We start from the raw sequence: 26,192 nt of genomic DNA, 5'->3' as shown, positions 1-26,192 counted from the left end.
TTCCTAACCCACCGGTCCAGGTCGCATGCTGCGGTTGAGTGCTCACCGATCGTCAACGCAACGCCGAGCGCGATCGGGCCGCCACGCCGGAGTGGTGGCCGCCGCGTCCCGACCCCGGGGAGAGCCATGGTCATGTTCCGCCGACTCCGGATCCCCTGGACCGCCCGCCTCGGCGCCGCCGCCGGCCCACCGGACACCGTCCCGGCGGCCCGGGCCGCCGAGCCGGTCGCCCCCGCGCCGGCCAGCCTCGACCCGGCCGCGGTGCCGCGCTGCTTCGGCCCGGTGCCGAACCACGCCGGCAGCCCCCGCCCGGTGCCCGCCGCCGACGGCCGGGTGACCGCCGGCACCGGCATCCGGAAGTTCGTCGACGCGCTGCCCGGCTTCGGCGCGCTGGGCGCCAACGGGCTCGGGGCCCACCTGCCGGTGGCCACCCCGGACACCATCAGCTACCCGGGCTGCGACTACTACGAGATCGGCCTGCAGGAGTACGCCCAGCGCCTGCACCGGGACCTGCCGGCCACCCGGCTGCGCGGCTACCGGCAGCTCAACCTGGGCACCGACGCCGACGGGCACAACACCGTCGCGCCGCCGGAACGCCCCTGGCACCTCGGGCCCGTCGTACTGGCCCGGCGGGGGCGGCCGGTGCGGATCAAGTTCATCAACCAGCTCCCCACCGGCCGGGCCGGGGAGCTCTTCCTGCCGGTCGACCCGACCGTGTACGGCGCCGGCGCCGGCCCGCTGGACGGCCCGGCGCCGTATCCGCAGAACCGGGCGGTGCTGCACCTGTCGGGCGCGCAGACCGCCTGGATCTGTGCCGGGAACCCGTGGCAGTGGATCACTCCGGCCGGCGAGATCACCCCGTACCCGAGCGGGACCGGGCTGACCCACGTGCCGGACATGCCGCCACCCGGGGCGGGCGCCACCACGCTCTACTACCCCAACGAGCAGAGCGGCCGGCTGCTCTGGTTCCACGACAACACCCTCGGCCTGGCCCGGCTGACCGTCTACTCCGGGCAGGTGGCGCTCTACCTGCTCACCGACCCGGCCGAGGAGCAGCTGGTCGCCGACGGGGTGCTGCCGGCCGAGCAGCTGCCGCTGGTGATCGAGGACAAGACGTTCGTGCCGGACGACACCCAGCTCGCCGGGGAGGACCCGACCTGGGACCGGGACCGCTGGGGCGCCCGGGGCAGCCTCTGGCACCCGCACGTCTACCAGCCCCGGCAGAACCCGTACCGGGCCGGCGGGACGAACCCGACCGGCCGGTGGGACTACGGCCCGTGGTCGCGTACCGCCGAGGTGGCCGGGCCGGTCGGCGGCGCGCCCGCCGGGAGCGACGGCGCGCAGCCCGGCCCCGAGCCGGTGCCGAACCCGCACCACGACCCGGTGACCGACCCGGCCGAGCCCCCGTGGACGCCCGGCGTGCCGCACCCGTCGGCGGTGCCGGAGATGTTCGGCGACACCATGCTGGTCAACGGCGTCGCCTACCCCTACCTGGCGGTGGCGCCCCGCACCTACCGGTTCCGGATCCTCAACGCCTGCCCGGACCGCAGCCTCAACCTGGCGCTCTACCGGGCCCGGTCGGGCGGCCCGATGTGGGCGGCCGACGGCAGCCTGGCCGACGCCGACGCCGGCGAGGTGCCGATGGTGGACGCGGTCCGGGCGCCGGACCGGCCGGCCGGCTGGCCGACCGACGGGCGCGACGGCGGGGTGCCCGACCCGGCCGCGGCCGGCCCGGAACTGGTCCAGATCGGCAACGAGTGCGGGCTGCTGCCCGCGCCGGTGGTGATCCCGAACCGGCCGGTCGGCTACCGGTACGACCGGCGCGACCCCACCGTGCTCAACGTCGACGGGCACGCCCTGCTGCTCGCCCCCGGCGAGCGGGCCGACGTGCTGGTCGACTTCTCCACCGTCGCCCCGGGCAGCACGCTGATTCTCTACAACGACGGCCCGGCCCCGCTGCCCGGCTTCGACCCCCGCTACGACCACCACACCGGCGGCCCGGACCGCACCGCCGAGGGCGCCGGGCCACCCACCCGCCCCGGGTACGGCCCGAACACCCGGACCCTGCTCCAGTTCCGGGTGTCCGGCACGCCGGCCCCCCGGTACGACCTGGCCCGGTTGCGCGACCGGCTGCCCCGGGCGTACGCGGCCAGCCAGCGGCCGCCGATCGTGCCGCAGCCCGGCCACGACGCCGCCTTCGGCACCCGCACCGACCGGGCGACCCTGGTCCCGGCGCACGCCACCACGGTCACGTTCACCCCGGCCGGGGCCGCCGCCCCGGTGACCCTGCCGCTCGCCGTCAAGACGGTGCAGCAGGTCTTCGAGCCCGGGTACGGCCGGCTGGCCGGGCGGCTCGGCGTCGGGCACCCGCACGCCGGGCCGTTCGCCCCCGCCACCCTGCCGCTCGACCCGACCGACCCGCCCACCGAGATCCTCTTCGCCACCGACCCGGCGGTCGGCGTCGGCTCCCCCGCCGACGGCACCCAGCTCTGGCGGATCAGCGGGCACGCCCGGCAGTCCCAGCCGGTGCAGTTCGACGGCTGCGACGTGCAGGTGGTCAACCGGGTCGGCTGGGACGGCACGGTACGGCCGGCGGAGGCGGCCGAGCTGGGCTGGAAGCAGATCGTCCGGGTCGACCCCCGGGAGGACGTGATCGTCGCCCTGCGGCCGACGGCCCCCGCCCTGCCGTTCAAGATCGGCGACAGTGTGCGGCTGCTCGATCCGGCCCGGCCGGCCGGCGCCCGGACCGGCTCGACCCCGGTGAGCCCGGTCGACGGGCGCCCGGCGATGGTGTTGAACCACCTGGTCAACCTGGGCTGGGAGTACCGCTGGCACAGCCGGCTGGCCGGGCACCGCGACCAGGGCATGAGCCGGCCGCTGGTGCTGCGGGTCGCGCCCAAGGCGCCCACCGGGCTGACCGCCACCCCGGCCCCCGGCTCGGCCACCGCGCTGCCCGCGATCGCGCTGGCCTGGACCGGCAACGGCAGCCGTCCCCCGGCCACCAGCCACCTGCTCCAGCGGGCCACCGACGCCGCCTTCAGCGACGGGCTCACCGAGATCACCGTGGCGGCCACCGCCACCCGCTACACCGACGCCACCGTCACGCCGGGGGTGACCTACCACTACCGGATCCGCGCCGAGAACGCGGTCAGCTGCTCCGCCTGGTCGAACAGCGTGCCCGCCGCGGTGCGGCTCACCGCCCCGGCGGGGCTGACCGCGGCGATCCCGCCGGCCGCACCGCTGCGGATCGCGCTGCGCTGGGCCAACCGCTCCTTCGCCACCGGCATCGACGTGCAACGGGCCACCAACCCGACGTTCACCAGCGGACCGGGCACCACCGCGATCGGGGTCGGCGAGAACCACCTGGACGCCGCCGTCGCCCCGGACACCACCTACTACTACCGGGTGCGCACGACGTACCTGGGCGCCGCCTCACCCTGGTCGACGGTGGCCACGGTGACCACCCCGCCGGTGCCCGGCAACCCGACCGCGGTGAGCGTCACCGCGACCGCGCCCGGCCCGGACACCGCCACGGTGATCGTGGGCTGGGCGGCCAGCACCCCGACCGGGCCCGGCGCGGGGTTCATCGTGCAGCGGGCACTGGACAGGGCGTTCAGCCGGGAGGTGGCCACCTTCACGGTCACCGGCCGGGGGTTCACCAACACCGGCCTGGCCCGCGGGGTCACCTACCACTACCGGATCCGCTCGTTCAACGTCGTCGGCAGCTCCCCGTTCACCACCCCGGTCGCGGTCACCACGCCGCAGTGACCGGCCGGCTCAGGACGCGCGCAGCGGGGTGTTGACGGTGCGCAGCTCGGCGAGCGCCGCGGCGACGCCGTGCAGCAGGTCGGTCGCCTCGGTCAGCCGGGCGGCGGCCGGGTGCTCGGCGTCCGGCCGGGCGTCCTCGGCGACGTAGCCGGCGGCGGCCACCACCAGCCGCTCGTACGCGGCGACGCCGCTGTCCAGCTGTGCGGTGAGCGCCCGGTGCGCCTCGGCCAACGGCGGCCGGGCGTCGACCGGGGCGAGCCGCAGCGCGCGCTCCACGCTGGCCACCCGGTTGGCGAGGTCACGCAGGGAGCGGTCGGCCGCGGCCGCCGCCAGCACGGCCGGCTCGGCCAGGCCGGTCAGCCGGGGCGCCATCCCGGCCAGGGTCAGCGCGGCCCGGTCCAGCCGGGCCCACGGCCCGGCGGCGCTGGTGCCGCGCAGCGCCACCCGGGAGCGGACCCGGCGTACCTCGGCGAGGACGCCCGGGCCGACGGGAAGTCGTTCCACCGCGGCGACCAGCCGGGCCCGGGACCGGGCGGCGGCCTCGGCCGGGTCGAGCGGCGGGGGCGCCGGGCGGGCGGTCAGCGCGCGCAGGTCGACCCAGCGCCAGGCGGCGAGGGCCACCGCGCTGCCCGCGCCGGCGGCCCAGGCCGCGTCCGGCAGCCCCAGCCCGGCGTACGGGGTGAGCACCGCCGCGGCGCCGCCGAGCCCTCCGGCCAGCACGCTCCACCGGCGGGCGGACCGCCGCAGCCGGCCGAGCCGCCGGAAGTACCGCGTACGCTCGTCTGCCACCTGTGCCTCCTCGACCGGGCCGCTCAGCCGGCGGCGGTGGTGTCCCCGGTGCCGCGCTCCCGGCTCATGCTGGACCGGATCTCGTCGAGCCGGGCGGCCGCCGGGTCGGCGGCCGGCGCGGCCGGTTCGGCGCGGGGCACGGCCGGCCGCTCCTGCTGGGCGCCGAGCTGCTCACCGGCCATGCTGGCACGGATCTGCTCCAGCCGGGCCGAACCGGCCGAGTCCAGGGTCGCCTTCTGGATCTCCAGCATCCGGCCCTCGACGGAGTTGCCGGCCAGTTCGGCGCGGCCCATCGCGGTGGCGTAGCGCCGCTCGATCCGGTCGCGCACCTCGTCGAGCGTCGGGGTGGTGCCGGACGCGGTCAGCGCCGACATCGACTCCAGCGACTGCGCGACGCTCTCCTGCATCTTGGCCTGCTCCAGCTGGCTGAGCAGCTTGGTGCGCTCGGCGAGCTTCTGCTGGAGGATCATCGAGTTGTTCTCCACCGCCTTGCGCGCCTGCGCCGCGGCCCCGAGCGCCTGGTCGTGCAGGGTCTTCAGGTCCTCGGTGGCCTGCTCGGCGGAGACCAGCTGGCTGGCGAGGGTCTGCGCGGACTGCTCGTAGCGCCCGGCCTCGGCCTCGTCGCCCCGGGCCCGGGCCTGGTCGGCGAGGACCAGGGCCTGCCGGGCGTTGGCCTGCAACCGCTCGACCTCGGACATCTGGCGGGAGAGCTTCATCTCCAGCTGGCGCTGGTTGCCGATCACCGCGGCGGCCTGCTGGACGAGCGCCTGGTGCTGGCGCTGGGCCTCCTCGATGGCCTGCTGGATCTGCACCTTGGGATCGGCGTGCTCGTCGATCTTGGCGCCGAAGAGCGCCATCAGGTACTTCCAACCCTTGACGAACGGGTTCGCCATCTCCGCGGTATCCCCTCAGTCGCGTCGCTGCGCCGCGCCGTGCCGGACGGCCCGACGATCCCGGCGCGGCGATGGCACCATCGTCCCAGCCGGACGCCATCCCGGCATCCGTACCGGCCAGCGGGCAACGCCGACGCCGTCCGCGATCAACCCTACGCGGCGCGGGCCACAGGTGGCCACGGAGCGCGGCGGGTGGAGATCAGGCGGCGCAGACCACGTCGCGGTCGGCCGGGCGGACCCGGGTGCTGCGCAGCGTGGCCTTGAGCGGGGAGTCCTGGTGGACCGAGACGGCGACCTTGCCGTCGGAGCTGACCTGGTGCACCGGCCGGTTGGTGGCCTTGCGCACGGCGGGCCGCCCTACCGGGGCCGGCTCGACCGGCTCGTCCTGCACGGGCACCAGCACGCCCGGCATCTGCTCGGCGAGCGCGACGGTGTCGCTGACCTCGCGCAGCAGCTCGGACAGGCGCGCGCCCAGCGCGTCGCAGATGGCGGCCAGCAGCTCGCTGGAGGGCTCCTTCTGGCCGCGCTCGATCTCGGAGAGATAGCCGAGGCTGACGTTGGCGGCGGAGGAGACCTCGCGCAGGGTGCGGTGCTGCCCCTGCCGGCGCGCCCGCAGTGCGTCACCGATCACCCGGCGTAGCAGGACCATCGCACCTCCCCCTGAGGGACACCTCTGTTCCACCCGGCCGCGCGGTCCGGCACGGCTGACCGCGCCGGCCCCGAGCGCCGGAGCCTTCCCGCAACCGTACCCGTTGCCGGGCCCGGCGACATCCCACCCCGCCCGGGGATCGCCGGTTGTCCGCCTACCGCCGCCCCGCCCCGCTGTGCGGCGCCGCACCGTCGGCGGCCGGGTCGGCCTCGTGGACCCGGTCGGCGAGCAGCCGGAGCGCCTCGACCACCGCCGCGGAGCGGATGTGGTCGCGGCCACCGTCGAGGTCGAGTTGCCGGACGGTGGTGCCGGACGGCCCGGCGACCGCCACGTAGACCAGCCCGACCGGCTTGCCGTCCTGCGGCTCCGGCCCGGCCACCCCGGTGGTGGCGAGGCCCCAGTCGGCGCCGCAGCGCCGCCGCCCGCCCTCGGCGAGCGCGGCCGCCACGTCCGGGTCGACCGGCCCGCGCTCGGCGAGCAGGCCGGCCGGCACCCCCGCCAGCTCGGACTTCAGCTCGGTCGCGTAGACCACCAGCCCGCCGCGGAACACCCCGCTCACCCCGGCGATCTCGACGATCGAGGCGGCCAGCAGGCCGCCGGTGAGCGACTCGACGGTGGCCAGCGTCTCCTCCCGCTCGGCCAGGCTGTGCACCACGGCCGCCGCCGGGCTGCCGACCGGCCGCTCCCCGTTCGCGTCGCTGCTCTGCATGTCCCCGATCCTTCCCCCACCGTTCCCGATCAACCATGCCCACGGGACTCGTCGATCATGCCCCCGCCCGCCCGGCACCCGGGCCGTCGGGGGTCAGCGGGTGCGGCGGAGGCGCAGGGCCTGGGCCACGTAGTCGAAGCCGGTGACGACGGTCACCGCCACCGCGGCGGCCATGATCCACGGGCCGACGGCGGTCAGCGCGGCCGGCATCGGCCAGAGGTACCAGGCGATGGCCAGGATCTGCAGCGCTGTCTTGATCTTGCCGCCGCGGCTGGCCGCGATCACGCCGCGGCGGATCACCCAGAACCGCAGCCCGGTGATGCCCAGCTCGCGGACGAGGATCACCACGGTCACCCACCAGGGCAGCCGGTCGTACCAGGAGAGCAGCAGCAGCGCGGCGCCGGTGAGGGCCTTGTCGGCGATCGGGTCGGCCACCTTGCCGACCGAGGTGACCAGGCCGAACCGGCGGGCGATCCAGCCGTCGACCAGGTCGGTCACCGAGGCGACGGCGAAGATCAGGCAGGCGGCCATCCGCCAGCCGGCGTTGCTCATCGCGGAGATGACCACGCTGGCCGCGAAGACCGGCACCAGCACCAGCCGCAGCGCGGTGAGCGCGTTGGCCGCGTTGAGCACCGGCACCCGGCCGACCACCGGAGCCGGCGTCGATCCGGTCGCGCCGGTCACCGCCGCACCCCGCACGGACCGCCGTGGCGTTCCCGGTACCGCACCACGTGGCCTCCCCGCTCCGTCCGGGCCCGCCGTCACCGTGCCGCGCCGGGCGCCGCCGAGATCATCTCATCCGGCACGGCGAGCAGGTCCACCCCTTCGGTACCGGTGACGGTGGCCCGGACCAGGTCGCCGGGGCGCAGCGCGGCCAGGTCCACCCCGCCGCCGTCCGGGGCGACCAGGGTGGTCGAGCCGTCCACCTCCGGGGCCTGGTGGGCGGCGCGGCCCTCGACCACGCCGTCGGAGACCGAGTCGACCAGCACCTCGACGGTGGAGCCCAGCCGCTCCTCGGCCCGCTGCGAGCAGAGCTCGTCGGCGAGCGCGGCGAGCCGGTCGTAGCGGCGCTTGACGGTGGCGGCGGAGACCTTGCCGGACAGCCCGGCGGCCTCGGTGCCGTCCTCGTCGCTGTAGTCGAACACGCCGATCGCGTCGAGCCGGGCCGCGGTCAGGAACCGGACCAGCTCGTCGACGTCGGCGCGGGTCTCGCCGGGGAAGCCGACGATGAAGTTGCTCCGCGCGCCCGCCTCGGGGGCCAGCGCCCGGGCGCCGGCCAGCAGCTCCAGGAACCGGTCGGTGGAGCCGAAGCGGCGCATCCGGCGCAGCACCGGCTCGCTGGAGTGCTGGAACGACAGGTCGAAGTAGGGCGCCACCCCGGGCGTGGTGGCGATCGCCTCGACCAGGCCCGGCCGGGTCTCGGCCGGCTGGAGGTAGCTCGCCCGTACCCGGACGATGCCGTCGATCGCGGCGAGCTGCGGCAGCAGCTTCTCCAGCGCCCGGGGGTCGCCCAGATCCTTGCCGTACGAGGTGGAGTTCTCGCTGACCAGCACCAGCTCGCGGACGCCGGTCTTGGCCAGCCACTCCGCCTCGGCGAGCAACTCGTCCGGGGTACGCGAGACGAACGCGCCGCGGAACGCCGGGATGGCGCAGAACGCGCAGCGGCGGTCGCAGCCGCTGGCCAGCTTCAGCGAGGCGACCGGGCCGGAGTCCAGCCGCCGGCGCAGTACCTGGCGCAGGTGGGCCGGGGTGTGCTCGTCGGTCTCGACGGCGGCGCGGGCCGGCGTGCCGTGGCCCGGCAGCGACACCGCCGCCGCGCGCCGCTTCACCGGGGTCAGCGGGAGCAGCTCGCGCCGGTCCCGCGGGGTGTGCGCGGCGACCTGCTCGCCGGCGAGCACCGCGTCCAGCCGGGCGGCGATGTCCGGGTAGTCGTCGAAGCTGAGCACCGCCTGCGCCTCGGGCAGGCTGTCGGCCAGCTCACGGCCGTACCGCTCGGCCATGCAGCCGGCGGCGACCACCTTCGCCCCGGTGTCGGCCGCGGCGAGCAGCGTCTGGATCGAGTCCTGCTTGGCCTTCTCCACGAAGCCGCAGGTGTTCACGACCACCACGTCGGCGCCCTCGCCGTCGGTGGTCACCTGCCAGCCGTCGGCGTGCAGCCGGGCGGCCAGCTCCTCCGAGTCGACCTCGTTGCGGGCGCAGCCCAACGTCAGCAGGGCGACCCGGCGGCCGTCGGGCGACAGCCCCAGGTCGCGGCGACGCGCCGAGCTGGAGTTGTCGGAAGGGGAGGTGGCAGACACCATCCGAGGGTACCGGGCCGGGCCCGGGTCCCCGCCGTCGGCGGGCCGCCGGCAGTCGGCCGGCTCACATCCGCCCGGTCCGGCCGCGGCCACCGCGCCGTGCCGACCGGACCCGTCGGTGCGGTCAGGCGGCGGCCGCCGCGCCGACCCGGACCAACCGGTCGAGCAGGAAGACCTCGGTGCCGGCCAGGCCGACCGAGCAGAAGACCGACACCTGGTCCGCGCCGGTCCGGCCGGCGGCGGCGCCGGCCAGCACCGCGCCCAGGTCGACCAGCCGGTCGGCGTACGGCGGGTCGGCGGCGAGCATCGGCGGGGCGTACCCGAGCGCCTGCGCCGGCGAGTCGGTGACCAGCAGGTCGGCGGCGTCCAGCAGGTCGGTGCCGAACTCGGCCCGGTCGCGCTGCTTGAAGCCCACCGCGTTGACGTGGGTGCCGGGGCGCAGGTCGGCGGCGTCGAGCACCGGCGTCGGGCTGGTGGTGGCGAGCACCACCACGTCCCGGTCACGCACGGCGGCCCGGGCCGAGTCCACCGCCCGGGCCGGGATGCCCAGCTCGGCGCGGACCCGGGCGGCGAACGCCTCCCGCCGGGCGGCGGAGCGGCTGTGCACGGTCACCTCGCGCAGCGGGCGCACCGCGGCGGCGGCCCACACCTGCGTCCAGGCCTGCCGGCCGGAGCCGACCACGCCCAGGGTGGCGGCGTCGGGCCGGGCCAGCGCGTCGACCGCGACCCCGCCCAGTCCCCCGGTGCGCCGGGAGCCCAGCTCCTCGCCGACCGCGACCGCCCGCACCGCCCCGGTACGCCCGTCGTGCAGCACCACCACCTGCTCCGACTCCGGGTGGCCGAAGGTGTCGTACGACCGGAAGCCGTACCACTCGCCGGTCAGGTGGCCCGCGGTCAGCACCATCCGGCCGCCGCCGAGCGGCGCGGACGCCCGGGGCGGAGCCACCAGGCGACCCGCGTACGCGGACCGCAGGGCGTCGCGCATGGCGTCCACCGTCGCGGCGGCGTCCAGCGCGGCGGCGACCTCCCGGTCGGAGAAGAGCAGCGTCATGAACCAATCCTGCAAGTTGAAGTGAAGTTCAGGTCAACGGACGGTGGTCCGGCTCACCCTTCCCTACCCACCGCCGGCCGGTGCTAGCCTCGGGCCCGGTGGCCCCGTGGCGGGCCGCCCCGGACGAGTGGTGGGCGTACCCGGTCAGGCCAAGACGCCCCGCGTGACGTACAGACTCGACTCGTCCCGGCCCCCGACGGTCCGGGCGGACCCGGTGAGGTGCACTTCGATGGCCTGGATCGTGCTGGTGATCTCCGGACTGCTGGAGACGGCCTGGGCGGTGGCCCTGGACCGCAGCGCGGGCCTGACCCGCCTCGTCCCGTCGCTGGTCTTCCTCGTCGCCCTGGTGCTCAGCATGCTCGGGCTGGCGTACGCGCTGCGCGAGATCCCGGTCGGCACCGGCTACGCGATCTGGGTCGGCATCGGCGCGGCCGGCACCGCCCTGGTCGGGATGCTGGCGCTGAACGAACCGGCCAGCCTGCCCCGGATCGCCTGCCTGGGACTGGTCGTCGCCGGCGTGGTCGGGCTGAAGATCTTCCACTGAGTTCCGGCGCGCCGAAGTGTCCCAGGCGTGCCGAACGCCCACAGTGGGTAGTGATCGGCTGGCATCGCAGGCTCTCACCCGACGGAGGCAGATATGGCCGACATCCACGGCACCGCCCGCCCGCGCAGCAACGCCGCCCGCATCTGCACCATCCTGGGCTTCGTGTTCGCGGTTCTCGCGCTCCTGCTCAACCCGATCATCTTCGGCATCCTCGGCGTCATCCTCGGCGTGATCGGCGCGGTGCTCGGCGACAAGCCGCTCGGCTGGTACGCCGCCGCCGCCAGCGTGGCCGGCGCGGTGATCGGCCTCGTGCTGGTCGCCGCGATCCTCAACAACTGACCACACCGCTCCCCCGACGCGACGGGCCCGCCGCACGCCGGCGGGCCCGTCCGTGTCCGCGTAAGGGGCCGGCCGGCGCACCCCGGCGCGCACCGGCTCAGCGGGCGTCGGTGCCGCCCCGGTCGGCGACGATCACCCGGTGGCCGTCGGGGTCGCGGACGACCGCCATCCGCTCACCCCACGGCTGCGCCGCCGGTTCCGCCAGCACGGTCACCCCGGCCGCGCGCAGCCGGTCGACCGCGACGTCGCAGTTTCGTACGTACACCCAGAGCGCGACCCGGTCGTCGGGCGGCGGCCCCGGTTCCGCCTGGCGCCCGATGCCGAGCTGACCGGCCCCGAAGCTCAGCGAGACGTACTCCGGGTCGCCGGTGTCGGGGAAGCGGTAGCTGAGCGTCCCGCCGAGCAGGTCCCGGTAGAAGCCGAGGGCGGCCGGCAGGTCCGCGGCGGTGAGGATCGGAAAAAGCTCCTCCGCCAGCGGATCACTCATCGCCGCGCAGGCCGGCCAGGACCTCCTCCAGCTCGTCCGGCTTGACCAGCACGTCGCGGGCCTTGGAACCCTCGGACGGCCCGACCACGCCCCGGGTCTCCATCAGATCCATCAGCCGGCCCGCCTTGGCGAAGCCGACCCGCAGCTTGCGTTGCAGCATCGAGGTCGAGCCGAACTGCGAGGTGACCACCAGTTCGATCGCCTGCACCAGCAGGTCGAGGTCGTCACCGATGTCCTCGTCGATCTTCTTCTTGCTGTCCTGCGCGACGGTCAGCACGTCCGGGCGGAACTCCGGCTCGCGCTGGTCCTTGCAGAACTTCACCACGTCGGCGATCTCGCGCTCGGTGACCCAGGCGCCCTGGATCCGGATGGGCTTCGAGGCGCCCATCGGCAGGAACAGCCCGTCGCCCCGGCCGAGCAGCTTCTCCGCCCCCGGCTGGTCGAGGATGACCCGGCTGTCGGCCAGCGAGGAGGTGGCGAACGCGAGCCGGGACGGCACGTTCGCCTTGATCAGGCCGGTGACCACGTCCACCGACGGCCGCTGGGTGGCCAGCACCAGGTGGATGCCGGCGGCCCGGGCCAACTGGGTGATCCGGACGATCGAGTCCTCCACGTCGCGCGGGGCGACCATCATCAGGTCGGCCAGCTCGTCCACGATCACCAGCAGGTACGGGTACGGCCGCAGCTCCCGCTCGCTGCCCGGCGGGGCCTTGATCTCGCCGTTGCGCACCTTGCGGTTGAAGTCGTCGATGTGCCGGACCCCGTTGGCGGCGAGGTCGTCGTAGCGCATGTCCATCTCGCGGACGACCCACTCCAGCGAGTCGGCCGCCTTCTTCGCGTTGGTCACGATCGGGGTGACCAGGTGCGGGATGCCCTCGTAGCCGGTCATCTCGACCCGCTTCGGGTCGATCAGCAGCAGCCGCACCTCGTCCGGGGTGGCCCGGGTGAGGATCGACACCAGCAGCGAGTTCAGGCAGGAGGACTTGCCCGCGCCGGTGGCGCCGGCGATCAGGATGTGCGGCATCTTGGCCAGGTTGGCCACCACGTAGCCGCCCTCGATGTCCTTGCCGAGCGCGACCACCATCGGGTGGTGGTCGCCGGTGGCGGCCCGCGAGCGCAGCACGTCGCCGAGCGCGACGTTCTCCGGGTCGGTGTTGGGGATCTCCACGCCGACCGCGCTCTTGCCCGGGATCGGGCTGAGGATGCGCACGTCCGGCGACTTCACCGCGTACGCGATGTTGCGGGAGAGCTGGGTGATCCGCTCGACCTTGACGCCGTGCCCCAGCTCGACCTCGTAACGGGTGACCGTCGGGCCGCGGGTGAAGCCGGTGACCGCGGCGTCCACGTCGAACTGCTCGAAGACGCCGGTGAGCGCGGCGATCACCTCGTCGTTGGCCTTGCTCCGCTTCTTGGGGGCCGCGCCGCCGCTGAGCATGTTCGCCGGCGGCAGCGTGTAGTCGCCGGCCAGCCCGGTCAGCGCCAACTGCTCGGCCCGGGTGGGCGCGGGCGAGTGTTCCGGCGGCTCGACCGGCTTGCGGGTCGCCGGCACCTTGGCCGGCGCCTTGCGCGGCAGCACGATGGTGTCCTGCAGGTCCACGCCGTCGTCGAGGTCGTCGAAGTCGTCCGGGTCCAGCGGTGGCGGCATCCGCTTCGCGGGGCGCCGGCGGCCGGGTGTGGCGCGGGCCTCGGTCTCCTCCGCCGCGTCCTCGGCGGCGGGCGCGCCGGTCACCGCGCCGGCCAGCAGCCCGAGCCGCTCGGGGATCTTGTTGATCGGCGTGGCGGTGACCACCAGCAGGCCGAAGACCAGCAGCAGGATCAGCAGCGGCACCGCGACCCAGGCGGTGACCGCCCGCTCCAGCAGGCTGCCCACCCCGGCGCCGACCAGCCCGCCGGCGAAGTCGCGCTGGACCTCGTCCACCGGCTCCTGCCCGATGTGCAGCAGCGCGGCCGTGGCCACCAGCAGCGAGCCCCAGCCGACCAGCCCGCGACCGCGGTGCTCCGGGTCGACCGGCTGCCGCATCAGCCGCCAGGCGCCGATCATCAGCAGCACCGGGACCACGATGGCGATCGCGCCGAGAAAGAGCCGGACCGTGTCGGCCACCCGCTCGCCGACCGGGCCGGCCGCCGAGAACCAGATCCCCACCGCGCTGAGCAGGGCGAGCCCGAAGACCAGCAGGCCCGCGCCGTCGCGGCGGTGCTCGGGATCGAGGTCCCGGGCGGTGGCCGCCTGCCGACCGGCCGCGCGCACCGCCCAGCCGACGCCGTGCGCCAGCCCCATCCACAGTGCACCGACGGCCCGGCCGACGTAGGCCGCCGGACCCGGACGGGTGGCCGCGGTGCGCCGCGCCGGGGCCCGGGTCTTCTTCGCCGGTTGGCGGGCACGGCTGTTCGTTGCGCCGCGCGGCGACGCGCCGCGCCGCCGGCTCGCCTGAGAGGTACGGCCCGCCATAGCATCAACTTAACGGCGTGACCCGGCAGATCGCCGCTTTTCCGGGTCGTGTCCGCGCGTCGCAGCACGGACCTCGCCGTCCGCCGTGATATTCGCCGCTGAAGGGATGCCCCATGGCGTCGCCGGAAATCGAGGACGGTCCGGACGGCCCCCTGGCCGGACATCCCCGGGAACTGCGACCGTTGACCCGCGAGCTGATCGCCGCGGTGCTGGCCAGCCGGGGCTACGTCGTCCACCACGACCCGGACGGCGACCTGGTCGGCCGCTGGGACGACAGCCTGATCTGGTTCCTGCGCCTGGGTCCCGCCGGGGAGCTGCTCCAGGTCCGCACCGTCGCCGCTCCCACCTTCTCCATCGAGCACGTCCCCGCGCTGTACGCGTTCTGCAACGGCTGGAACCACGACCGGCTCTGGCCCAAGGCGTTCGTACACGTGGAGGACGACGGCCGGGCCCGGGTCTGCGGCGAGGTGATCGCCGACCTGGAACTCGGCGTCACCCCGCACCAGCTGGACCAGCTGCTCGACTGCGGCATCGCCACCGGCTGCCAGCTCGCCGCCGAGGTGCACCGGCTGCCCGGCGCGGTGGTGCCATGAGCGAGCGCCAGCGAGCGAATCATCGGCGCGGCGCGGACGTGCCTCATGACGGCACGCAGCGAAGCGGAGTGCCGGCATGAGCGAGCGCCAGCGAGCGAATCATCGGCGCGGCGCGGACGTGCCTCATGACGGCACGCAGCGAAGCGGAGTGCCGGCATGAGCGAGCGCCAGCTGGCCGACGCGCTCGCCGACGCCGGGGACCTGCCCGACGGCGAGGCCCGGACCGCCGAGCTGGAACGGATCGCCGCGCACGCGGACGCGGCCGGGGCCGACCGGACCGCGGTGGCCGCCCGGTTCGCGCTGGTCGAGGCGTACCTGCTGGGCGGGGAGCGGTGGCGGCTGGTGGAACCGGTGCGCCGCTGCCTGGCCGCCGTCGACCGCCGGCCCGACCTGCTCCCGGCGGCCGACGCCGAGCTGCTGCTGCGCTACCAGCGGTACGCGGTGGAGGCGCTGCTCGGCACGCCCCGGATCGGGCTGGACCAGGCCCGGTCCATGCTGGACGACCTGGCCGCCCGGACGGCTCCCGCCGACGGGGACGTCGCGGTGGTCGCGGAGCTGCGCTGCCGGATCGCCGACCACCTGGGCGACGAGCCCACCGCCCGCCGGTGGTACGACCGGTGGGCGGCCGCCGCGCCCGGGCCGGCCGACGGGTGCCCCGGCTGCGCCCCGGCCCGCCGGGCCGAACTGCTCGCCGGCTGGGGCGACTGGCGGGCCGCGCTGGAGGTGCTGCGCGGCCCGGTCGACGGGACGGTCGCCTGCACCGAGCAGCCGGAGCGGGCGCTCGCCGCGGCACTGCTGCCCTGGCTGCGGGCCGGGGAGCCGGAGCAGGCCGGACAGGCGCACGTGCGGGCGTACCGGCGGCACCGGCGGGAACCCGCCGCCTTCCCGTACCTCTCGGCGCACCTGCGGTTCTGCGCGCTCGGCGGGCACCTCGACCGGGGGCTGGACATCCTCGCCGAGCAGTTGCCCCGGCTGGACCGCCCGGCCGACGACCTGTCCGCGATGGAGTTCGCCGCCGCCGGGGCGCTGGTCTGCGCGCTCGCCGTCGAGGCGGGGCTGGGCGGCCGGACGCTGCACCGACCCGCCGCCGGGCCCCGGCCGGCCGCCGAGCTGGACGTCGAGACGCTGGGGCACACCCTGCTCGGCACCGCCACCCGGCTGGCCGGCAGCTTCGACGCCCGCAACGGCACCGGCCACCAGTCCGGCCGGATCGCGTCCTGGCTGGCCGAGCGGCCGCTGGCCGGCCCGGTCCCGTTGCCCGCCGACGACGCGCCGGACGACCTCGACGACCCGCTCGACGACGACGCCGGGCCGGCGGAGCTGGAACCGGCGCCGCTGACCCAGGCCATGATCATGGCGGCGCTGGACCGGCGGGGTGACCGCTACCAGCTGGGCGACGGCGGCACGGTGGTCGGCCGGTGGGGCCCGGCGGTGATCCAGTTCCGGCAGGCCGGCGAACGCGGGGAGATCCTGCACGTGCGGGTGGTCGCGGCGCGCCGACTTCCGGCCGGCCGGCTCGCCGAGGCGTACGCGTTCTGCAACGCCTGGAACCACGACCGGCTGCTGCCGAAGGCGTACGTGCACGATCTCGGCGGTGAGCTGGCGCTGGCCGGCGACGTCAGCACCGATCTGGCGCACGGGGTGGCCCCGGCCCAGCTCAGCGTGCTGCTGGACGCGGCCGTCCGCACCGGCGTCGGGTACGCCGAGGCGGTCGCCGAGCTGCCCTGACGCGCGAACGGCTCCGCCGGTTGCGGTGACCACGTCCACCGACCGCCATCCGACAGCAGCGCAACCCGATCGCCGGCCCGGGAGTGACTCCCCCGTCGAGCGCACCGCCCCCTGGGAGTCCACGATGACCCGCCTCCACCGGCACCGTCGGGGCGGGGCTGCTGCTGCTCCGCCGCCGCTTCGGGCGGAGCTGACCGGCGGCGTCACCGGACCCCGCACCCGGCTCGGGCCGGTCGCCGACATGCACGGGGATGTCGGCGGCCCGCCCGCCTCGGGTGTCGCGCGGCTCAGCCGGCGGAGAACGCCAGGGTGTAGTCGCCGGACCCGCGCAGCGCGGTCACCCGGTAGCGGTAGGCCCCGGCCGGGCCGTCCACCGTCAACCGGGCCGCCTCCCCGTCGGTGTCGGCGCGGGCCACGGTCCGCCAGCCGGTGCCGGTCCAGCGCTGGAGGGTGAGCGCGAACCCGGCCCCGTCCGGGGCGTCCAGGCAGGCCCGCTGCGGGCCGGCCGGGGCGCGGAACCAGCGGCCGTCCGGCTGGGTCTGGGTCCGCCCGGCGGCCAGCGAGCCGGCGCGGGTGACCTGGCCGGCGCAGTCGGTGTCGCCGGCGGCCGGCGGGGGCGGCGGGGTGGTGGCGGCCGGCGGCTCGGCCGGCGCGGTGGGCGCCGGCGGCTCGGCCGGCGCGGTGGGCGCCGGCGGCTCGGCCGGCGCGGTGGGCGCCGGCGCCTCGCCGCCGTCGGCGGTGACCAGGGTCAGCCCGTTGGCGGCGAGGATCTCGTTGACCGGCTGGAAGAAGGTGACCCCACCCCGGGTGCAGTCGCCGGAACCACCGGAGGTGACGCCCTGCGCCTGGTCGCCGGAGAGCCAGGCGCCGCCCGAGTCGCCCGGCTCGGCGCAGACGTTGGTGCGGGTCAGCCCGGTGACCGTGCCCTCCGGGTAGTTGACCGTGGCGTTGCGGGCCTGGATCACCCCGCAGCGGGTGCCGGTCGTCGAGCCGGACCGGCAGATCGACGCCCCGATCGGCGCCTCCTGCGAGCCGGCCACCGGCACCGTGCCGCCGTTGAAGTCGTTCACCACGCCCTGCGGCGTCCAGTCGTCGTTCACCTCGACGAACGCCCAGTCGTCACCGGGGAAGGACGAGGCGCGGAAGGTGCCCTGGGCGACCCGGTTCGACCCGGTGGTGCGGTCCCCCGGCCGGCCGCAGTGCCCGGCCGTGACGAACCCGCCGACCACGGAGAAGCCGACCGAGCAGCGGCCGGCGTTGTTGATGAAGAACGCGTCCCCGCCGCGCACGTCGAACAGCAGGCGGGGCGCCTCGGCCGCGGTCCGCACCCGGACCGCCCCCGCCGGTGCCCCGCTCGCGGCGGCGAACCGCCGGCCGGCCGCCTCGGCGCCCGGCTGGGCGAGCACCACCACGCTGTTGTCGGCCACGTCGACGTACCAGCCGGCCACGTCCGGGCTGGCCTGGCCGCCGGCCCGGTCCAGCCGGCGCTTGACCGCGTCCAGCTCGCCGACGCCCCGGGCCACCTGCTTCGGCACCGCACCGGCGGCGCGCACCCGGTCGGCTTCGGCCGGGTCGGCGACCGCCACGGTCAGCTGGCGGCCGTCCCCGCTGAGCCAGCTGCCGCCGTAGTCGGTGCCGAGTTCGGCGCGGAGCCGGGCCACCGCGCCGGCGGCCCGGCGTTCGCTGCGCAGCCGGTCGGCCACCTGCTCCGGGCTGAGCGACAGGTCGCGGCGCATCGCGTCGACCACCTCACGGGCGACCCCGGCGGTGGCCGCCGCGTCGCCCGTCCGGTCGGCCGGTGGGGCGGTGCCCTCCCCGGCCAGCGCCGGCAGGGTCACCGCCGCCGCCGCTCCCGCCGCCGCCACCAGGACGCCGATGGCTGTCATCCGTCTGCGGTCCATCCGCCACGCTCCTCCCGGCCGGCGCGGGGTACGCCTGCCTGGGACGGAGTACGGGTGCGGGCGACGGACGGTTGAACAATCGACCGAAAACTATTCCAGGGGCAAAAATCGTGCCGTCGAAGCCGACGGCGCCCGCCCGCACGTGGGTGCGGACGGGCGCCGGATCGTACGGCTCAGACCTCGACGACGGTGGGGACGATCATCGGCCGCCGACGGTACGCGTCGTTGACCCACCGCCCCACGGTGCGCCGGACGATCTGCTGGAGCTGGTGCGGGTCGGTGATGCCGTCCGCCGCGGCCCGGTTCAGCGCCTCGGTGACCAGCGGGATCACCGGGTTGAACGCCTCCGGGTCCTCGGAGAAGCCCTTCGCGGAGAGGGTCGGGCCGCCGACCACCTTGCCGGTGACCGAGTCGACCACCACGGTGGTGGCGATGAAGCCGCCGTCGCCGAGGATCCGCCGCTCGGTGAGCAGCGACTCGCTGACGTCGCCGACGGCGAGGCCGTCGACGTAGACGTAGCGGCTCTTCACGTGCCCGACCAGGCTCGCCCGCCCCTCGACCAGGTCGACCACGTCGCCGTCCTCGCAGAGCACCACCCGGTCCGCCGCCACGCCGGACTCGATGCCGAGCCGGGCGTGCGCGCGCAGGTGGCGCCACTCGCCGTGCACCGGCATCAGGTTGCTGGGCCGCACCACGTTGAGCAGGTAGAGCAGCTCACCGGCGGGCGCGTGACCGGAGACGTGCACCTTGGCCACGTCCTTGTGCACCACGACCGCCCCGGCCCGGGCCAGCCGGTTGATCACCCGGTAGACCGAGGTCTCGTTGCCGGGCACCAGCGAGGAGGCGAGCACCACGGTGTCGCCGGGGGCGATGGTGATGTGCCGGTGGTCGCCGCTGGCCATCCGGCCCAGCGCGCTCATCGGCTCGCCCTGCGAACCGGTGGACATCAGCACGATCTGCTCCGGCGGCAGCGTGGTCGCCTCCTCGATCCCGACGACCAGGCCGGCCGGGATGTTGAGCAGCCCCAGGTCGCGGGCGATGCCCATGTTGCGGACCATGGACCGGCCGATCAGCGCGACCTTGCGGCCGTGCTCGGCGGCGGAGTCGAAGACCTGCTGCACCCGGTGCACGTGCGAGGCGAACGAGGCCACGATGATCCGGCCGGTGGCCTTGGCGAAGATCGAGTCGAGCACCGGCCCGATCTCCCGCTCGGGGGTGACGAAGCCGGGGATCTCCGCGTTGGTGGAGTCGGAGAGCAGCAGGTCCACGCCCTCGGCGCCGAGGCGGGCGAACCCGGCCAGGTCGGTGATCCGGCCGTCCAGCGGGAGCTGGTCCATCTTGAAGTCGCCGGTGTGCAGCACCAGGCCGGCCGGGGTGCGGATGGCCACCGCGAGCGCGTCCGGGATCGAGTGGTTCACCGCGAAGAACTCGCACTCGAACGGGCCGAGCCGCTCCCGGCCGCCCTCCCGCACGGTCAGCGTGTACGGCTGGATCCGCCGCTCGGCGAGCTTCGCCTCGACCAGGGCGAGGGTGAACTGGGAGCCGACCAGCGGGATGTCCGGCTTGTGGGCGAGCAGGTAGGGCACCGCGCCGATGTGGTCCTCGTGGCCGTGGGTGAGCACGATCGCCTGCACGTCGGCGAGCCGGTCCAGGATCGGGCCGAAGTCGGGCAGGATCAGATCGACGCCGGGCTGCTCCACGTCCGGGAACAGCACTCCGCAGTCGACGATCAGCAGCTTGCCGTCGTACTCGAAGACGGTCATGTTCCGACCGATGGCGCCGAGCCCGCCGAGCGGGATGATCCGCAGTCCACCCTCCGGCAGCGGCGGGGGAAGTTCCACCGCGATGTGCGCCTCGGTCACGCGTCCACCTCATTCTGCGACGCCGTCATCCGGCGTCCGTCGTGTCGTTCGGTCATTCGGGCAGTTCCAGGCCCGCCGCCGCGCAGTCCGCGCGCAGCTGGGCGAGTTCGTCGTCGGTGGCGTCCACCAGCGGCGGGCGGACCGGGCCGGCCGGCAGGCCCTTGGCCGCGAGACCCGCCTTCACCAGGATCACGCCCTGGGTGCGGAAGATGCCGGTGTACAGCGGCAGCAGCCGCCGGTGCAGCTCCAGCGCCGTGCGGGTGTCCCCCGCGTCGTACGCCTCGATCATCCGCTTGGTCGGCGCGCCGGTGAAGTGGGTCGAGGTGCCGACCACGCCCACGGCGCCGACGGCCAGCGCGGGCAGGGTGAGCGAGTCCTCGCCGCTGTAGAAGGCGAGGTTGGCGCGGCTGGTCACCCAACTCGTGGCGGTCAGGTCGCCCTTGGCGTCCTTGACCGCGACGATCCGGCCGTGCTCGGCGAGGCGCACCATCGTCTCGGTGGCGATCGGCACGCCCGCGCGGTGCGGGATGTCGTAGAGCATCATCGGCAGGCCGGTGGCGTCCGCGACGGCGGTGAAGTGGCGCAGCAGGCCGCTCTGCGGCGGCTTGTTGTAGTACGGCGTCACCACCAGCAGGCCGTTCGCGCCGGCCTTCTCGGCGGCGGCGGCCAGCTCGATGGTGTGCCGGGTGTCGTTGGTGCCCACCCCGGCCACCACCTTGGCCCGGTCGCCGACGGCCTCCACCACGACCCGGATCAGCCGCTCCTTCTCCGCGTCGGTGGTGGTCGGCGACTCGCCGGTCGTGCCGTTGACCACCAGCGCGTCGTTGCCCTGCTCGTCGACCAGGTGGTTCGCCAGTCGCGCGGCGCCGTCGAGGTCGAGCGAGCCGTCGGCGGTGAACGGGGTCACCATGGCCGTGAGCACTCGCCCGAACGGGCGGGACACCGCCCGGTCGCGGCTGTCAGGGTGGTCGTGCGTCATGCCATCCAACCTAGCGGACGAGCACCGGGCGCCCGCCGGGGAAGGGCTCAGGACAGCTCGGCGTGCGGGCTCGCCGCCACCTCGGTGCCGTCCGGCAGGGTCGAGATGGCGAAGTCGGCGAAGACGTTCGGCGCGACCCGCTGCAACTGGCGCAGGCACTCCACCGCCAGCTCGCGGATCTCCACGTCGGCGTGCTCGGTGGCGCGCATCGCGATGAAGTGCCGCCAGGCCCGGTAGTTGCCGGTGACCACGATCCGGGTCTCGGTGGCGTTGGGCAGCACCGCGCGGGCGGCCTGCCGCGCCTGCTTGCGCCGCAGGGTGGCGTTCTCCACGTCGGCGAAGCGTCGCTCCAGCCCCTCCAGCAACTCGTTGTACGCCCGCACGCTCGCCTCGGCCGCCTCGACGAACCGCTTGTGCAGCTCCGGGTCCTCGGCGATCACCGCCGGCTCGACCATGGCGGCGTCCCGCTCCGGCACGTACCGCTGGGACAGCTGGGAGTACGAGAAGTGCCGGTGCCGGATCAGCTCGTGGGTGAACGACCGGGACACCCCGGTGAAGTAGAAGCTCACCGAACCGTGCTCCAGCACCGAGAGGTGGCCGACCTCCAGGATGTGCGCCAGGTAGCCGGCGTTGGTGGCGGTGGCCGGGTTGGGCTTCTTCCAGCTCTGGTAGCAGGCCCGGCCGGCGAACTCCGCGAGCGCCTGCCCGCCGTCGGCGTCGGTCGACCACGGCACGTCGTCCGGGGCCTCGAAGTGGGTCCACGCGACGAGCTTCACCTGGGGCTGCACCATGTCCGGCATTCCTCGGACTGTAGTGGCGGGCCCCCGCCCCACCCAAGTCAGGCTCGCCCGGTGCAACCTCGATCACCCGTCACGCGCGGCGGGCGCAGGCCCCCGGTCAGACGTAGAGCGAGGTGAACGGGGCCCAGGGCAGGTTGCGCAGCACCGAGAAGGCCATCCAGACGGCCAGGAAACCGGAGATCACCTTCGGGCCGATCCGCAGCTCCGGCAGGCGCCAGCCGAACGCCTGCCGCCCCGCCCAGACGACGAAGAGGTAGGCCAGGAAGGGCAGCGCGAAGACGAAGAGGAAGTGGTGCCGGGCGGCGGCCGGCAGGTCGGCGTGCAGCACGTACCAGAGCGCGCGGGTGCCGCCGCAGCCGGGACAGTCCAGCCCGGTGGTCAGCTTCAGCAGGCAGGTCGGCGCGGCGTCCGGCGCCGACCGGGTCGGGTCGCTGAGCAGCGTGTAGCCGATGCCGGCGGCGACGCAGCCGACCGCGGCCAGCGGCACCACCCAGCGGGGCGAACGGCCGTAGAGCCGGGTCACGAACCGGGTGAGCCGGTCCGGTTCGGCGACCGGGTAGGGCGGTACCTGGTCCGCGGGCCACGCCGGGGCGTCCGGCGCGCCGGCCGGCGGCTGCGGCTGGCCGGCCGGTCCGTCAACGCTCGTCACGCCGCTCACCGTACACCGGCGATGCCCACCAGCGCGGCGGCCAGCGGGACGGCCAGGTCACCGGCGGTGGGCGGGGCCACCGCGTCCAGGCCGAGCCAGCCGGCGAGGCGGTGCAGCTCGGCGGCGAGCGCCAGCGCGGTCTCGCCCGGGTCGGCGCCCGGCTCCACCCAGGCGGCCGGCACCTGGAGCACCCCGGCCTTGCGGTCGGCCTTCAGGTCGACCCGGGCGGTGAACCGCTCCCCCTGCAGGAAGGGCAGCACGTAGTAGCCGTACACCCGCTGCGGCGCCGGCACGTAGATCTCGATCCGGTAGCTGAAGTCGAAGAGCCGTTCGGTGCGGGCGCGTTCCCAGACCAGCGGGTCGAACGGACTGACCAGGGTGTTGCCGCGCACCCAGCGGGGCAGCCGGGCCTGGGCGTGCAGCCAGGCCGGCTGCCGCCAGCCCTGGACGGAGACCGGGGTCAGCTCGCCGGCCTCGACCAGCTCGGCGATCGCCTGCCGGGCGCCGGCCAGCGGAAGCCGGAAGTAGTCGCGCAGCTCCGGCTCGGCGGCCACCCCCAGCGACCGGGCGGCGATCGCCACCAGTGCGCGGTGGGCCTCGGCGTCGGTCGGTGTCGGCGCGTCCAGCACGGCGGCGGGCAGCACCCGCTCGGGCAGGTCGTAGCGGCGGGCGAAGGACGTGGTGCGTTCGGCGGCGGTGACCTCGCCGGCCCAGAACAGGAACTCCAGGGCGCGCTTCACCGCCGACCAGTTCCAGCCCCAGTTGCCGGTCTCCCGGGGCGCGTCGTGCTCGATCTCGGCCGCGGTGAGCGGGCCCCGGGCGGCCACCTCGTCACGCACCCAGGCGACCAGGCCGGGCTGCTCCTGGGCGATCCGGCGCATGCCGCCCCAGGAATCCGAGTGGGCCTTGGCCATCCGCCAGCGCAGCGCCGGGTGCAGCCCGACCGGCACCAGCGACGCCTCGTGCCCCCAGTATTCGAACAGCTCGCGGGGGCGGCGGTAGGCGGCGGTGTCGAGCAGCGCCGTCGGGTAGGGGCCGAGCCGGCTGTAGAGCGGCAGGTAGTGCGCGCGTTGCAGCACGTTGACCGAGTCCATCTGGATCAGCCCGACCCGGTCGAGCACCCGGCGCAGGTGCCGTCGGGTGGGCACCCCGGCGGGTGCGGGGTCGGCGAAGCCCTGGGCGGCGAGCGCCACCCGGCGGGCCTGGGCGAGCGAGAGCGATTCCGGTGCGGCCATCGTCGGCGAGGTTAATCCACGGGTACGACGCCGGAGCGGACGCTGGACCGATCGCCCGTGCCGGCATAGAACGGACGCATGCTCACCATCCGCCGGGAGGAGCCCGACGACGCCGAGGCGGTCGCCCGGGTGCACGTGCACGGCTGGCAGACCGGGTACGCCGGGCTGATGCCCGACGAGGTGCTGGCCCGGCTGAACGTCACGGCCTGGGCCCAGCGCCGCCGCGACGTCGGCACCGCCGATCCGGAGCACCCGTTCACCACCCTGCTCGCCGAGGTCGACGGCGTACTGGCCGGGTTCACCACGTTCGGCCCGTACCGCAACAACCAGGACCGGGCCGACCTCGACCCGGCGCACGGGGAGGTGGTGGCGATGTACGTGGAGCCGGCGCACTGGGGTGACGGCACGGCCCTCGCCCTGCTCGCGGCCGCCCACGCCGGCCTGCGCGAACGCGGCTGGGCCGACTACCGGCTCTGGGTGCTCGAGGGAAACCACCGGGCCCGCCGGTTCTACCAGCGGGCCGGCCTGTCACCGGACGGTGAGCGGTCGACCTACCCGGTGCCGCTCGCCGGCGGCCGTCCGCCGGTCGGGCTGGTCGAGCTGCGGTACGCCGGACGTCTCGACGGCTGACCCGGCCGGCGCCGCCGGGCGGCGGATCGGCAGGAACGCCAGCAGGGCCAGGCTGATCCAGACGTAGGTGTTGGCGCCGAGGAAACCGTCCACCCCGGTGAAGTCCTTCTCCCAGGCCCAGACGATCCGGCTGATCAGGAAGCCGTACCCGACGGCCGCGGCGGCCAGCAGCACCCGGCGCCGGCGGCCGCGGGCGGGCGCGGCCATGCCGTTGTCCACCAGCAGGATCAGCCCGGGCAGCAGCCAGACCAGGTGGTGCACCCAGGTGACCGGGCTGACCAGGCACATCGCCGCGCCGGTCAGGGCCAGGCCGGTCGCCTCGTCGCCGGCGGCCACCGCGGCCCGGGAGCGCCACGCCCAGAGCGTCAGCGTGCCGAGGACCAGGACCAGCCAGGTCAGGGTGCTCGGGTGCTCCGGGTCCAGCCGGGCCACCACGCCGTTCAGCGACTGGTTGGAGACGAACGCCAGCTCGCCCACCCGGGCGGTGTTCCACAACGCCTCGGTCCAGAACTCCCGGGAGGCGTCCGGAAAGAGCGCGGCGGCCAGCAGGCTCGCCCCGGCCGCGGTGGCCATCGAGGTGACCGCCGCCCGCCAGCGCCCGGTGACCAGCAGGTAGACGATGAAGATGCCCGGGGTCAGCTTGATCGCGGTGGCCAGGCCGATGCCCACCCCGGCCCACCGGCTGCCGGCGGGCAGCAACCGCAGCAGGTCGACCGCGACCAGGAAGAGCAGCAGGGTGTTGACCTGGCCGAAGTTGACCGTCTCGCGCATCGGCTCGTAGGCGGCGGCCAGGCAGAGCGCGACGGCGAGGGCGAACCAGCGGGTCCAGCCGGCCCGGCGGGCGATCGGGTCGACCAGCCACCAGATCAGCACGGCGCTGGTCAGCACGCTGGCGGTCACGCTGACGGTGATCGCCGCCAACCACGGCAGGTACGCCATCGGCAACATGACCAGGGCGGCGAACGGCGGGTAGGTGAAGCCGTACTGGGTGCCCGGCTTGAGGAAGTCGTAGACCTCCCCGCCGTCGTGCACCCACCAGGTGAGCGCGCCGTAGTAGACCTTGAGGTCGAAGAAGCCGTGCCGCACGGCCGCCACGGAGAGGAAGGCGGTCACCGCGGCGGCGAGCGCCACCACCCCGACGACCTGCCCGACCGTCCGCCTGGCACCCTCGGCCACCGTCGCCTCCCTCGCCCTGCGTAGGCTTCCGTCCCATGGCTCTCGGGTACGTCCGCCCGGCGCGTCCCGAGGACGCCGGCGAGATCGCACGCATCCAGCTCGCGACCTGGCGGGTCGCCTATCGCCGGATCCTGCCCCGGCACGTGCTCGACAACCTGGACGAGGCGTGGCTCGCCCGGCGGTGGAGCGCCGCGGTGCAGGAGCCGCCGTCGCCCAGCCACCGGGTGCTGGTCGCCGTCGAACAGGCCGAGCAATCCTATCTGGTGGGGTTCGCCGCCTCCGGTCCGGCCGACGCGGAGGCGCTCGCCCCGGGCGAGCCGGCCGAGGCGCTCGGGCCGGACGTGGTGGCGGTCACCGACCTGCTGGTCGAGCCGCGCTGGGGCCGGCGGGGGCACGGCAGCCGGCTGCTCGCCGCCAGCGTGGACCTGTGGCGGGAAGACGGCTTCGCCCGCGCGTTGGCCTGGGCGTTCGACGCCGACGAGGCGACCCGGAAGTTCCTCACCGGCACCGGCTGGGAACCCGACGGCGCCGCCCGCGCCCTGGACGTCGACGACATGCTGGTCAACCAGCTCCGCCTCCACGTCGCGGTCCCCACCGAACCGCTCCCCACCGACTGACCCCCGCGACCTTGCACCCGGCGAACCGGGGCAGGTCGGCCCGTACC

23 protein-coding genes and 1 riboswitch are annotated in these 26,192 nt (G+C 75.3%); of the genes, 7 read left to right on the top strand and 16 right to left on the bottom strand.

Translation table 11 applies throughout. The annotated features are described in order from the left end of the window. Window positions 1-126: 126 nt before the first annotated feature. Entirely contained in the window at window positions 127-3,768 is a 3,642-nt protein-coding gene (locus AC1WTP_RS15050; protein WP_481649871.1) for a hypothetical protein, read from the top strand. 9 nt (window positions 3,769-3,777) lie between these two features. Here AC1WTP_RS15050 and pspM read toward each other — a convergent pair whose 3' ends face one another. The 7 genes from pspM to AC1WTP_RS15015 all read right to left on the bottom strand — a co-directional run bounded on the left by pspM (window position 3,778) and on the right by AC1WTP_RS15015 (window position 10,156). Beyond that, complete coding sequence (gene pspM, locus AC1WTP_RS15045) at window positions 3,778-4,557, bottom strand: phage shock envelope stress response protein PspM (RefSeq protein WP_481649870.1); 780 nt, start codon at window positions 4,555-4,557, stop codon at window positions 3,778-3,780. Between the two features lie 23 nt (window positions 4,558-4,580). Further along, the gene (locus AC1WTP_RS15040; RefSeq protein ID WP_481649869.1) at window positions 4,581-5,450 is read right to left on the bottom strand and encodes a PspA/IM30 family protein; all 870 of its coding nucleotides are present in this window, start codon (window positions 5,448-5,450) and stop codon (window positions 4,581-4,583) included. Window positions 5,451-5,649: 199 nt separating this feature from the next. Beyond that, window positions 5,650-6,099, bottom strand: coding sequence for a helix-turn-helix domain-containing protein (locus AC1WTP_RS15035; protein ID WP_481649868.1), 450 nt, complete (start codon window positions 6,097-6,099; stop codon window positions 5,650-5,652). A gap of 154 nt (window positions 6,100-6,253) precedes the next feature. Continuing rightward, complete coding sequence (locus tag AC1WTP_RS15030; RefSeq protein ID WP_481649867.1) at window positions 6,254-6,808, bottom strand: CinA family protein; 555 nt, start codon at window positions 6,806-6,808, stop codon at window positions 6,254-6,256. 93 nt (window positions 6,809-6,901) lie between these two features. Further along, window positions 6,902-7,492: a CDP-diacylglycerol--glycerol-3-phosphate 3-phosphatidyltransferase gene (gene pgsA / locus AC1WTP_RS15025; RefSeq protein ID WP_481649866.1), complete on the bottom strand. Its 591-nt coding sequence runs from the start codon at window positions 7,490-7,492 to the stop codon at window positions 6,902-6,904. A 77-nt stretch (window positions 7,493-7,569) separates the two neighbouring features. Next, on the bottom strand, window positions 7,570-9,108 hold the full coding sequence (rimO, locus tag AC1WTP_RS15020) for a 30S ribosomal protein S12 methylthiotransferase RimO (protein WP_481649865.1): 1,539 nt from the start codon (window positions 9,106-9,108) through the stop codon (window positions 7,570-7,572). Window positions 9,109-9,229: 121 nt separating this feature from the next. Beyond that, complete coding sequence (locus tag AC1WTP_RS15015) at window positions 9,230-10,156, bottom strand: ornithine cyclodeaminase family protein (protein ID WP_481649864.1); 927 nt, start codon at window positions 10,154-10,156, stop codon at window positions 9,230-9,232. Window positions 10,157-10,251: 95 nt separating this feature from the next. Then, window positions 10,252-10,320, top strand: a riboswitch (guanidine-III (ykkC-III) riboswitch). 65 nt (window positions 10,321-10,385) lie between these two features. On the opposite strand from AC1WTP_RS15015, the gene AC1WTP_RS15010 reads away from it, so the two are divergent. Continuing rightward, the gene (locus AC1WTP_RS15010) at window positions 10,386-10,700 is read left to right on the top strand and encodes a DMT family transporter (RefSeq protein ID WP_481649863.1); all 315 of its coding nucleotides are present in this window, start codon (window positions 10,386-10,388) and stop codon (window positions 10,698-10,700) included. A 93-nt stretch (window positions 10,701-10,793) separates the two neighbouring features. Continuing rightward, complete coding sequence (locus tag AC1WTP_RS15005; protein WP_481649862.1) at window positions 10,794-11,039, top strand: hypothetical protein; 246 nt, start codon at window positions 10,794-10,796, stop codon at window positions 11,037-11,039. Window positions 11,040-11,136: 97 nt separating this feature from the next. On the opposite strand, the gene AC1WTP_RS15000 is transcribed toward AC1WTP_RS15005, so the two are convergent. Beyond that, window positions 11,137-11,526, bottom strand: a complete 390-nt coding sequence (locus tag AC1WTP_RS15000; protein ID WP_481649861.1) for a VOC family protein — start codon at window positions 11,524-11,526, stop codon at window positions 11,137-11,139. Then, complete coding sequence (locus tag AC1WTP_RS14995; protein WP_481649860.1) at window positions 11,519-13,975, bottom strand: DNA translocase FtsK; 2,457 nt, start codon at window positions 13,973-13,975, stop codon at window positions 11,519-11,521. The genes AC1WTP_RS15000 and AC1WTP_RS14995 overlap by 8 nt, the downstream gene beginning before the upstream one ends. 113 nt (window positions 13,976-14,088) lie before the next feature. On the opposite strand from AC1WTP_RS14995, the gene AC1WTP_RS14990 reads away from it, so the two are divergent. Continuing rightward, window positions 14,089-14,568, top strand: a complete 480-nt coding sequence (locus tag AC1WTP_RS14990) for a type III secretion system chaperone family protein (protein ID WP_481649859.1) — start codon at window positions 14,089-14,091, stop codon at window positions 14,566-14,568. Between the two features lie 156 nt (window positions 14,569-14,724). Next, complete coding sequence (locus AC1WTP_RS14985; RefSeq protein ID WP_481649858.1) at window positions 14,725-16,296, top strand: YbjN domain-containing protein; 1,572 nt, start codon at window positions 14,725-14,727, stop codon at window positions 16,294-16,296. Between the two features lie 287 nt (window positions 16,297-16,583). On the opposite strand, the gene AC1WTP_RS14980 is transcribed toward AC1WTP_RS14985, so the two are convergent. The 6 genes from AC1WTP_RS14980 to AC1WTP_RS14955 all read right to left on the bottom strand — a co-directional run bounded on the left by AC1WTP_RS14980 (window position 16,584) and on the right by AC1WTP_RS14955 (window position 23,722). Next, window positions 16,584-18,197: a S1 family peptidase gene (locus tag AC1WTP_RS14980; protein ID WP_481649857.1), complete on the bottom strand. Its 1,614-nt coding sequence runs from the start codon at window positions 18,195-18,197 to the stop codon at window positions 16,584-16,586. A 173-nt stretch (window positions 18,198-18,370) separates the two neighbouring features. Continuing rightward, entirely contained in the window at window positions 18,371-20,059 is a 1,689-nt protein-coding gene (locus AC1WTP_RS14975) for a ribonuclease J (protein ID WP_481649856.1), read from the bottom strand. A 52-nt stretch (window positions 20,060-20,111) separates the two neighbouring features. Further along, window positions 20,112-21,038, bottom strand: coding sequence for a 4-hydroxy-tetrahydrodipicolinate synthase (dapA, locus tag AC1WTP_RS14970; protein ID WP_481649855.1), 927 nt, complete (start codon window positions 21,036-21,038; stop codon window positions 20,112-20,114). Window positions 21,039-21,085: 47 nt separating this feature from the next. Further along, the gene (gene thyX / locus AC1WTP_RS14965) at window positions 21,086-21,829 is read right to left on the bottom strand and encodes an FAD-dependent thymidylate synthase (protein ID WP_481649918.1); all 744 of its coding nucleotides are present in this window, start codon (window positions 21,827-21,829) and stop codon (window positions 21,086-21,088) included. Window positions 21,830-21,935: 106 nt separating this feature from the next. Continuing rightward, a complete protein-coding gene (locus tag AC1WTP_RS14960) occupies window positions 21,936-22,496 on the bottom strand; it encodes a DUF2752 domain-containing protein (RefSeq protein WP_481649854.1) in 561 nt (186 codons plus the stop codon). Further along, window positions 22,493-23,722, bottom strand: coding sequence for a winged helix-turn-helix domain-containing protein (locus AC1WTP_RS14955; protein ID WP_481649853.1), 1,230 nt, complete (start codon window positions 23,720-23,722; stop codon window positions 22,493-22,495). The genes AC1WTP_RS14960 and AC1WTP_RS14955 overlap by 4 nt, the downstream gene beginning before the upstream one ends. 78 nt (window positions 23,723-23,800) lie before the next feature. Between AC1WTP_RS14955 and AC1WTP_RS14950 the strand changes: the two genes are divergently transcribed. After that, window positions 23,801-24,352 carry an N-acetyltransferase family protein gene (locus AC1WTP_RS14950; protein WP_481649852.1) on the top strand — a complete coding sequence of 184 codons (552 nt, stop codon included), beginning with the start codon at window positions 23,801-23,803 and terminating at the stop codon, window positions 24,350-24,352. On the opposite strand, the gene AC1WTP_RS14945 is transcribed toward AC1WTP_RS14950, so the two are convergent. Continuing rightward, complete coding sequence (locus AC1WTP_RS14945; protein WP_481649851.1) at window positions 24,251-25,528, bottom strand: glycosyltransferase family 87 protein; 1,278 nt, start codon at window positions 25,526-25,528, stop codon at window positions 24,251-24,253. The genes AC1WTP_RS14950 and AC1WTP_RS14945 overlap by 102 nt on opposite strands. A gap of 35 nt (window positions 25,529-25,563) precedes the next feature. On the opposite strand from AC1WTP_RS14945, the gene AC1WTP_RS14940 reads away from it, so the two are divergent. Further along, window positions 25,564-26,145, top strand: coding sequence for an N-acetyltransferase family protein (locus AC1WTP_RS14940; RefSeq protein WP_481649850.1), 582 nt, complete (start codon window positions 25,564-25,566; stop codon window positions 26,143-26,145). The last annotated feature ends 47 nt before the right edge of the window (window positions 26,146-26,192 follow it).

It is taken from the genome of Micromonospora sp. R311, from assembly GCF_056780015.1.
This window is presented reverse-complemented; position numbering and strand designations above follow the sequence as displayed.